9 protein-coding genes are annotated in these 8,673 nt (G+C 57.5%); 1 reads left to right on the top strand and 8 read right to left on the bottom strand.

Annotation, left to right across the window (positions count from 1 at the left end; genetic code table 11):
* Positions 1 to 60 precede the first annotated feature (60 nt).
* The 8 genes from E3W21_RS09915 to E3W21_RS09880 all read right to left on the bottom strand — a co-directional run bounded on the left by E3W21_RS09915 (position 61) and on the right by E3W21_RS09880 (position 7,642).
* Entirely contained in the window at positions 61 to 927 is an 867-nt protein-coding gene (locus E3W21_RS09915) for a transporter substrate-binding domain-containing protein (protein WP_134419346.1), read from the bottom strand.
* Positions 924 to 1,706, bottom strand: coding sequence for an amino acid ABC transporter ATP-binding protein (locus E3W21_RS09910; RefSeq protein WP_134419339.1), 783 nt, complete (start codon positions 1,704 to 1,706; stop codon positions 924 to 926). Before E3W21_RS09910 ends, E3W21_RS09915 begins: the two co-directional genes overlap by 4 nt.
* Complete coding sequence (locus E3W21_RS09905; RefSeq protein WP_046047295.1) at positions 1,703 to 2,362, bottom strand: amino acid ABC transporter permease; 660 nt, start codon at positions 2,360 to 2,362, stop codon at positions 1,703 to 1,705. Before E3W21_RS09905 ends, E3W21_RS09910 begins: the two co-directional genes overlap by 4 nt.
* The gene (locus tag E3W21_RS09900) at positions 2,343 to 3,008 is read right to left on the bottom strand and encodes an amino acid ABC transporter permease (RefSeq protein WP_008148239.1); all 666 of its coding nucleotides are present in this window, start codon (positions 3,006 to 3,008) and stop codon (positions 2,343 to 2,345) included. The genes E3W21_RS09905 and E3W21_RS09900 overlap by 20 nt, the downstream gene beginning before the upstream one ends.
* A 559-nt stretch (positions 3,009 to 3,567) precedes the next feature.
* Complete coding sequence (locus tag E3W21_RS09895) at positions 3,568 to 4,350, bottom strand: MetQ/NlpA family ABC transporter substrate-binding protein (protein WP_134419332.1); 783 nt, start codon at positions 4,348 to 4,350, stop codon at positions 3,568 to 3,570.
* A gap of 238 nt (positions 4,351 to 4,588) precedes the next feature.
* Positions 4,589 to 5,551, bottom strand: a complete 963-nt coding sequence (locus E3W21_RS09890) for a sigma 54-interacting transcriptional regulator (RefSeq protein ID WP_134419325.1) — start codon at positions 5,549 to 5,551, stop codon at positions 4,589 to 4,591.
* Between the two features lie 73 nt (positions 5,552 to 5,624).
* Positions 5,625 to 6,206 (bottom strand): alpha/beta hydrolase, encoded by a 582-nt coding sequence (locus tag E3W21_RS09885; protein WP_134419318.1) that lies wholly within the window; start codon positions 6,204 to 6,206, stop codon positions 5,625 to 5,627.
* Positions 6,207 to 6,568: 362 nt separating this feature from the next.
* Positions 6,569 to 7,642, bottom strand: coding sequence for a fatty acid desaturase (locus tag E3W21_RS09880; protein ID WP_134419312.1), 1,074 nt, complete (start codon positions 7,640 to 7,642; stop codon positions 6,569 to 6,571).
* Between the two features lie 100 nt (positions 7,643 to 7,742).
* Here E3W21_RS09880 and E3W21_RS09875 point away from each other — a divergent pair.
* Positions 7,743 to 8,673 (top strand): AraC family transcriptional regulator (locus tag E3W21_RS09875; RefSeq protein WP_134419961.1); only part of this gene is annotated, 931 nt, incomplete at its 3' end.

Genomic DNA, 8,673 nt, shown 5'->3' with positions numbered 1-8,673 from the left:
GCTTGCTCCGGGCGGCGTTCCGACGATGGTGATCGGAAAGTCACCGCATAGCTCAGTGAATCACCCCTGCCACTTCCCACCCTCGACAATCACACTCTCAGGCTTGGTGTCATCGCTCAGTTCTTTACGCACATATTGGTCATACAGCTTGAGCAAAAACTTCTCTTCACCCAGCTTCGCCAACTCGGCATTCACCCAATCGCGCAGCTCGATATTGCCCTTCTTCACCGCCGGCGCAATCGGTGCTTCAGCGCCCAACGTCTGGGTCAGCACGCGGTAGCCAGGGTTCTGCTTGGCCCAGCTGAACAGCACCAGATTGTCCTGCGCATACGCATCGCCGCGTCCATTGGCCAACGCTTGCAGAGATTCAGAGTTTTTCTCGAACTTCAGAAGCTTCCAGTCCGGATGGTTCTTGGTCAGCCAGATATCGGCTGTAGTGCCGGTGGTGACGATGGTCGTGCGAGTTGCCAGGTCATCGAGGTTCTTCACAGTGCTCGCCTGTGGCACCAGCGCCTGCACCGCGACTTTCAGATTCGGATTGGTGAATTCCACCGCTTCCTTACGCTCGGGGGTAACGGTCATGTTGGCCAGAATCAAATCGACCTTGTCGCTTTGCAGGAACGGAATCCGGCTCGCCGGTTCTACCGCGACGAACTCGACCTTGTTCTCATCGCCTAGCAGGTCTTTGGCGAATTGACGGCCGATGTCGGTATCGAAACCGACATAACGCCCGGCTTCATTGACGAAACCAAACGGCGGTTTATCGGTGAAGACACCGACGATCAACTTGTCCCGGGCTTTGATTTTTTCCAGATAACTGGCACTGGTGGCCGCCGGTTTGGCGGGTTCTTCGGTTTTGTTGCAACCGGCCAGCAACGCGAGGCCGAGCAGCGGGAGTAGCAGCAGAGAAGACTTGGCAGTTTTCATAGCAGTTCCAGTTCCTTTGTTTGAGTCGTTTTGGGTAGTGCGGCGACGTAGGAGAACTTCTCCAGGAACTGCTGCGCTCGTGCGGTTTGCGGGTTCGTAAAGAAAATCTCGGGAGGGTTTTGTTCGAGGATTCGCCCGGCATCCATGAACACAATGCGGTCAGCCACGGCGCGGGCAAAAGCCATTTCGTGGGTGACGATCAACAGGGTCATGCCCTCGCGGGCCAGGCCCTGGATAACTTCCAGCACTTCCTTGACCATTTCCGGGTCGAGGGCGGCGGTGACTTCATCGAACAACATGACTTTCGGGTTCATGCACAGCGAACGGACGATGGCGATGCGTTGCTGCTGGCCACCAGAGAGCTGACGCGCGAAGGCATCGCGCTTGTCCGAAAGGCCCACACGCTCAAGCAACGCTTCGGCCTGGGCACGGGCCTCGCGGCGGTCGCGCTTCTGCACTTTGACCGGGCCGAGCAGCAGGTTGTCGAGCACGCTCATGTGCGGAAACAGGTGGTAACTCTGGAACACCATGCCGATCTGCTGCCGCACGTCGCGCCAGTCGGTGCCTTTGTCCAGCAACTCACGACCGGCAAAATTCAAGCTGCCGCTGTGGGCGACTTCAAGACCGTTGAGGCAACGCAGCAAGGTGCTTTTACCGCAACCGCTGGGGCCGAGGATGACGATCACTTCGCCTGACTTCACTTGCAGGTCGATCTCTTTGAGCACCTGCTGCTCGCCGAAAAACTTGTTGAAACCCTTGAACTCGATCAATGCGCTCATGCTTGCGTCCAGCGCCGCTCCAGCACGCGCGAGGCGGCCGACAGCGGGTAGCAGATGAAAAAGAAAAACAGGAACAGTGCGCCGTAGATCAGCACTGATTCGTAGGTGCGTTCGATGATCTGCTGACCGACCTTGATCACGTCGACCACGCCGATCAGCACCGCCAGGGAGCTGGTCTTGATGATGCGCGTGTAGACGTTGATGGTCGGTGGCGTCATGCGTTTCAGCGCTTGGGGCAGCAGCACGTAGCCGTAGAGTTGCGGGCCGTCCAGGCCAATCGACAACCCCGCTTCACGCTGCCCGCGCGGCAGCGAATGCAGCGCGCCGCGAACCACTTCCCCGACTTCGCTGGCGCCCCACAACGACAACACCAGCACTGCGCACCAGAAACTCGGAATGCTCAGACCGAAGAAAATCGGCAGACCAAAAAACAGTAAGTACAACCAGACCAGCACTGGAATTGCGCGGAACAATTCCAGGTAGACCCGCAGGATCGCGTTCAGCCATTTCGAATTCAGCGTGCGCAAAACGCCATAGAGCACGCCGCCAACGGTACTGATGGCGATGCTCAGGAAAGAGATCGACAGGGTTTGCGCAGCGCCCTTGCCCAGTTGCGGCAACGACACCCAGAGCAACTCAAGACCCGAACTGGCCATGCTGGAGCCTCCTTTCCAGACGGCTGAGCAGCAGCGACAGCGGCAAGAACAGCAACACGCAAATCAGCGTCAGCACGGCGAGCATTTCGTAGGTTTTGTAGTAGAGCGCGATGTAGCTTTTGGTGGTGTAGAGAATCTCCGGCACCGCCACCGCCGAGACCACGGTGGTTTCCTTAAGCAGGAAAATGAAATTGGCGAACAGCGAAGGCAGGCTGAGGATGCCCGCTTGCGGCAGGATCACGTAGCGCAGCAATTGCCCGTGGGACAGGCCGATGGAGCGCCCGGACTCGAGCTGCGCCTGAGGTACCGCGTCGACGCCGGCACGCAGCACTTCGGTGAGGTAGGCGCCGCCGAGGAAGGTCATGGTGATGATCGCCGCCGCAAAGCCCGAGACCTTGATGCCCAGCGCCGGCAAGGCGAAGTAGACGAAGAACAGTTGAATGAGCAGTGGCGTGTTGCGCGCCAGTTCCACATACAGCCCGACCAGGCGCTGCAAGTAAGGCGTGCGGAACACCAGAATCGTCGCGTTGATCAGCGCCACCAGCAACGACGTGCCAATGGCGATAAAGCCGACCTGCAGCGTCACGCCCACGGCTTTAAGAAACGCCGGCAAGGTGCTGAGGATAAATGCGTAATCGAAGTTCATTGAACATCCTGGACGCCGCAGGGTAAGCGACGGTGGTGCAGTCCATGGGCAGTGGATAACTACCCGGCAGGCACCGACTTTAAAGGTATAAAAAGAAGAATTTAAATACCGTTAAAGCATATTGATATCACGCAAAAAACTATCCTCCGAATTTGCTGCGGCAGCGGAAGACGACTATTTTTCTTTGCGCTGTAGGAAGGATCTTTTTTTCAGAATACCCCTCCAAGGATGCACAGCTTTTGGCCAGACTCCCCGGCCGAACCATCACAAGGAAGAGAAAATGGCTGACGTAAAAGTGCCACAGCGGCTGGATCCGCAGGACATCGTGAAGTTGTTGATGGCGTTGCGCAGGGCTTTGAAGGCCAGGGTGGCCTAAACCTTAAAGCAAAAGATCGCAGCCTCGTTTCACTCGACAGCTCCTACAGGGAATGCGCATTTCAATGTAGGAGCTGTCGAGTGAAACGAGGCTGCGATCTTTTGATTTTGGCGCAATAAAAAACGCCGAAGCTATACCAGCCGTCGGCGTTTGAAACCTTGAAGGGTTTGATGCTGCGTCGAATCAGAACGCCGGCAATACCGCGCCGCTGTACTTCTTCTCGATGAATGCTTTCACTTCAGGACTGGTCAAGGCCTTGGCCAGTTTCTGGATGGCAATGCTGTCCTTATTGTCCGGACGAGCTACCAGGAAGTTCACGTAAGGTGAATCTGCACCTTCGATCACCAGCGCGTCTTTAGCCGGGTTCAGACCGGCTTCCAGCGCGTAGTTGGTGTTGATCATGTCCAGGTCGACCTGGTCCAGAACACGCGGCAGCATGGCCGATTCCAGTTCCTTGAACTTGAAGTTGTGCGGGTTCTTGGCAATGTCTTTCGGGGTGGCCAGAGCGTTTTTCGGGTCTTTCAACTCGATCAGGCCAGCCTTCTGCAGCAGGATCAGGGCACGGCCGCTGTTGCTGCCTTCGTTCGGGATAGCGATGGTTGCGCCGTCTTTCAGCTCAGCCAGGGTTTTGACTTTCTTCGAGTAGCCGCCGAACGGTTCGACGTGCACGCCGATCACGGTCACCAGGTTGGTGCCTTTGCCTTCATTGAAGCTCTTCAGGTACGGCAGGGTCTGGAAGTAGTTGGCATCCAGACGCTTCTGGTCGACTTGTACGTTCGGCTGAACGTAGTCGGTGAAGACTTTGATTTCCAGATCCACGCCTTCTTTGGCGAGGGTTGGTTTGATCAGTTCCAGAATCTCGGCGTGTGGAACCGGGGTCGCCGCAACCACCAGTTTCTCGCCAGCCTGGGCCAGGCCCGCGGTCAGGGCAGCCGCCAATGCGGTGAACAACAGAACCTTTTTCATGCAGTGTCCTTATCGAAAATCGCGGTCGTGATCGACGACGGCTTGTTTATTACGAGTGGTTTTTGTAAGTGCTAATGAAGTGCTATCGCTGGCGTGACGCGGACAATACCGGGATTTTTTATTCCCGAACAATATCTTTTATTCACTTTCATATTCCATTTTGTTCATACGGCGTAGGAGCTGCCGAAGGCTGCGATCTTTTGATATTGATCTTCGGCAATCTAGAGCATTGCCAAGATCAAAAGATCGCAGGCTGCGCCAGCTCATACACAAACGCGGTGTTTTTGAGGAGTTGTTTCAAGGCTTCTTTCTCTGCGGTGGAACCGCTGCCGAGAATCTGCTTCAGTTGCCGCTCGATCTGCACCAATGACGGCGGTGCCTCGGGCAGATTCAAATGCTCGGGCAAAATCTCATCGCCGGTGCTGACCAACAACGCAAAGTGAATGACGTTTTCCAGCTCCCGGGTGTTGCCCGGCCAACTGTGTTGCTCTAACAAATGCTGCGCGGCTTCGCTGATCAGCGGCACCGGCACCGGCAGGTCCAGGCGTTGGCTATAGATGCCCAGGAAATATTCCGACAGCGACAGAATATCGCCCACCCGTTCACGCAAGGCCGGCAGTTCGAGCTGGCCTTCGCTGAGGTAGTGGTAGAGCCGCTCATGGAATTTTCCGGCGGCCACCGCTTGGGCCAGATCGATGCTGGTAGCCGCCACCAGGCGCACGTCCACCGGGCTCGGTTGGTGAGCGCCGACACGAGTGACTTCGTGGTTTTCCAGTGCCGCGAGCAATTTGATCTGGATCGGTAGCGGCAAGTCGCCGATTTCATCCAGATAAAGCGTCCCGCCGTTGGCAGAACCGAACCAGCCAGCACGACTGCTGGCCGAACCGCTGTAACTGCCAGCGGCATAACCGAACAATTCAGCATCGGCGTAAGTCGGACTGATCGCGCCGCAGTTGACCGACACGAACAACCCGCCGCGATCACTCGCACGATGGATGTGCCGCGCGAGCAATTCCTTGCCGCTGCCGGTTTCGCCACGGATCAACACCGAGATCGAGCGCGGTGCCAATAACTCCAGCTCCTGGCGTAGCTGACGGGAACGCGGATCGACAAACACCAGCGCCTTGGCGCGAATGCTCAGGGGACTTTTTTCTGCGTCGGGGAAGGTCAACAGCGGCTGACCGAAGGCTTCAAAACTCATGGCAGACTCCCGCCCTAAACCGCCGGGAGACGGGGGGCGTTGTTTTAAAAAACAAAAGCAAAAAAGAAAAGGTTCAAGCGCGGCGCAGGGCGTGGTGTTCCATTCGGTTTTGCAGGCGATAGAGATAGGCAAAACCCTGCTCCCAGCGCTGGTGACCGGACTTCACGTTGATGTGCCCGGCACCCGACAAAATCCCCGCCTCGGCGCCCCAGTGACGTGCCAGTTCCAATGCACGCGGTGTGCTCACGGCGCTGTCGTTGTCGGAGCTGACCACCTGACTCGGGAACGGCAGCAGGTTTGTCGGAATCGGTGCGAAATTGCGCAGGGCCGGTGCACAGGCCGCACGCTCGACGTCCGCCGGGGCGACCAGCAAGGCGCCGCGAACCTGACGCAAAAATTGCACGGACGCGGTGGCAGCCCAATGCGCGACCGTAATGCAACCCAGGCTATGGGCGATCAGGATCACCGGCGTGCTGTCGGCGGCAATCGCCTCAGCCAGTGCCGCGACCCAGTCTTCACGACGCGGCGTCAGCCAGTCGGCCTGTTCCACCCGCGCGCTGTTCGGCAGGCTGTTCTGCCAATGGCTTTGCCAATGATCTTCTGGCGATCCTTGCCAGCCCGGCACAATCAGGTAGCGAATTGATTCGTTGCGCATGGGGGAACTCTCCTGCTGCGTGTCTGTTCCCGAGCAAGTATAGGGAGGAGAGTTATATTCGCTAAGGAATAAGAAGCTATTTATTAAGACCTATAAGGAATATGCGGCAGTTTTGAATGGACAAAAAAAGGGACCGCACCCTGCCAAGGAGACGGCCCCGGAAACTCAAAATTTGATAATGCGATGATTGGCTGAAATGCATATCCAATAAAGGAATATTTAATTACTTTATTAGATCCAAAATGCATATATCAATCAGCGATACTGTCACCACCAAGCAACCCTGCTTGCGTCATAACGTATCGCCCTATTGGGTCAGATTGATGACGAAATTCGTTATCTTGAGTTTCAGGACACATCGATCAAGCCTGAGCGGCACGCACCTCCTGCGCCTCTGTTGCTTCCTTGCGCACAAATCGATTCGCCCGCCCAAACGTCCCGAAATCATTGAACCGCACACCCATCTCGCGCATCGCTTTATGCGCCACCGACACGGTCATCTGACGGATGTAAAACGGTTCCTTCACTACAAAATGATGAATCCCGTGAGTGCTGCCGAAGTTGAAGCAGAACGCCTGCAACGGCCACATCCACCAAGGGTTCAGCACCTGGGTCTGCTGAATCACGTTGCCCGGCTCCACGTCACCGTAGTAGTGCATGTTCGAGCTGACGAAATGCAGGCAAAAGGTACGCAACACGTTCGGGCCGATGATCACCACGGCAGCGATATCGATGACCTGGATCACCGACAAAGTAGTGGCCGACCATTCGATAGGCGTACCCAGCAGATGAGCAATGCCGTTCGCCGCGTGAAAGCCGAGAAACATGTACCAAGCCCCCCAATGCACCAGCGCCAGTGGCGCGTAGACCCTCAGGGTGCGCTTGATGATGCTGATCTTGTGAGCCCAGGTCTTGGCCCGCAGCATGCGGATGAACGCCGACATCACGTTGTCGCCGACCATCAACAGCCGCGCGAAACCCCAAGGCTCGCCGTTGGTGATGGCGCGCTCTTCCATGTCGGATTCCGTGCCGGAGACCTTGTGGTGATTGAGGTGCAGATGCCGACGAATCCACGGATTGATCGTGCTCGGCCGCGCCAGCCACACCAATCCCATCATCAGGTTGTGCGGCATGCGTTGTTTGCGGAAGTACATGCTATGAATCAGGTCGTGTTCCAGCTCGTGGGTCAGCGAGGCAAAAAATGCGTTGAGCAACAGGCATGCCCACCACGCCATGTGCCCGGTCATGTAGAGCGTTGCCGAGCCAATCATGCCGACCAGCGCGAAGGCCAGAATGCCCGCGCCCAAGGCGTCCTGATGGTTGAGAATCGGGTAGCGCTGACGCAGTTCGACCCCCTTGGCCAGCACCACTTCACGAATATGCGCTGATCGTTGTGCTGCATTCAGTCGCTGGGGACTTGCAGAAGTACCGTGCATGCTTCCATCCTCTGGTTATTGATGTTCGCATCCTGCCTTGTGAACCCTCGCAAAGCGGTAGCCGTGAACGCCAACCTGTTGACCGGAAGCGCCAATCAGCATGACTGAACCGACCTCCCTCGCCAGCTGGACCCGCGCCCTGCGCAAGCAACTCGATGCGCTGGGCCTCGACAGCACCGCCCTGTGCCAACAGGCGGGGCTCGACCCGCGACTGATGGACGACCCGAACGCCCGTTACCCGTTGTCCGGCACCACGCGCCTGTGGGAAATCGCAGTGCAAGTCAGCGGCGACCCGGCGATTGGTTTGCGGGTATCGCGCTTCGTCAGCCCCACCACGTTTCACGCACTCGGTTATGCGCTGGTCGCCAGCGGCAGTCTGCGAGAAGTGTTCGAGCGCATCGTGCGTTATCACCAAGTGGTCAGCGATGCCCTGGATCTGGAACTGACTCGCGCCGAGGACCGCTACCGGTTCCGCCTGAAAATCCCGCCAGGCAATCCGGCCCCGGCCTTCGAAGCCATCGACGCCTTCACGGCAATTTACGTACGCACCTGCCGCAATCGCCTGGGCCGCGATTACGCCCCGCTGGCGGTGTACCTGCGCCGCCCGGAACCGGCGGACCCGCATCAATGGCACAAAGTCTTCCGCTCACCGGTGTACTTCGCCGCCGATGAAGACCGACTGGAATTCGCCGTCGCGGACTTCGACAGCCACCTGGACGACGCCAACCCGGAACTGGCCGAGCACAACGAAGCCGTGCTCAAACGCACCCTCGCACAACTCAAACCCCTGACCTGGGAACGCAAGGTTCGCGACGCCATTGAGGAGCAATTGCCGGAAGGCGAGCCCAGCGCCGAACACATCGCCCAGGCTCTGCACCTGAGTTTGCGCAGCCTGCAACGGCATCTGGCGGACGAGGGTTACCGCTTTGATACATTGCTCAACGAAAGCCGCGAGAACCTGGCGCTGCTGCATTTACGTGATCCGCAATGCTCGTTGAGCGAGATCAGCTATCTGCTGGGATTTGCGGACA

The organism is Pseudomonas sp. F01002 (genome assembly GCF_004402115.1).
Classification (GTDB): Bacteria; Pseudomonadota; Gammaproteobacteria; order Pseudomonadales; family Pseudomonadaceae; genus Aquipseudomonas; species Aquipseudomonas frigoris.
The sequence above is the reverse complement of the archived record's forward strand: the minus strand, read 5'-3'. Positions and strand labels throughout refer to the sequence as shown.

Coding starts and splice junctions, on each gene's coding strand:
- E3W21_RS09915 (WP_134419346.1), bottom strand. CDS start 927: ATGAAAACTGCCAAGTCTTCTCTGCTGCTACTCCCGCTGCTCGGCCTC.
- E3W21_RS09910 (WP_134419339.1), bottom strand. CDS start 1,706: ATGAGCGCATTGATCGAGTTCAAGGGTTTCAACAAGTTTTTCGGCGAG.
- E3W21_RS09905 (WP_046047295.1), bottom strand. CDS start 2,362: ATGGCCAGTTCGGGTCTTGAGTTGCTCTGGGTGTCGTTGCCGCAACTG.
- E3W21_RS09900 (WP_008148239.1), bottom strand. CDS start 3,008: ATGAACTTCGATTACGCATTTATCCTCAGCACCTTGCCGGCGTTTCTT.
- E3W21_RS09895 (WP_134419332.1), bottom strand. CDS start 4,350: ATGAAAAAGGTTCTGTTGTTCACCGCATTGGCGGCTGCCCTGACCGCG.
- E3W21_RS09890 (WP_134419325.1), bottom strand. CDS start 5,551: ATGAGTTTTGAAGCCTTCGGTCAGCCGCTGTTGACCTTCCCCGACGCA.
- E3W21_RS09885 (WP_134419318.1), bottom strand. CDS start 6,206: ATGCGCAACGAATCAATTCGCTACCTGATTGTGCCGGGCTGGCAAGGA.
- E3W21_RS09880 (WP_134419312.1), bottom strand. CDS start 7,642: ATGCACGGTACTTCTGCAAGTCCCCAGCGACTGAATGCAGCACAACGA.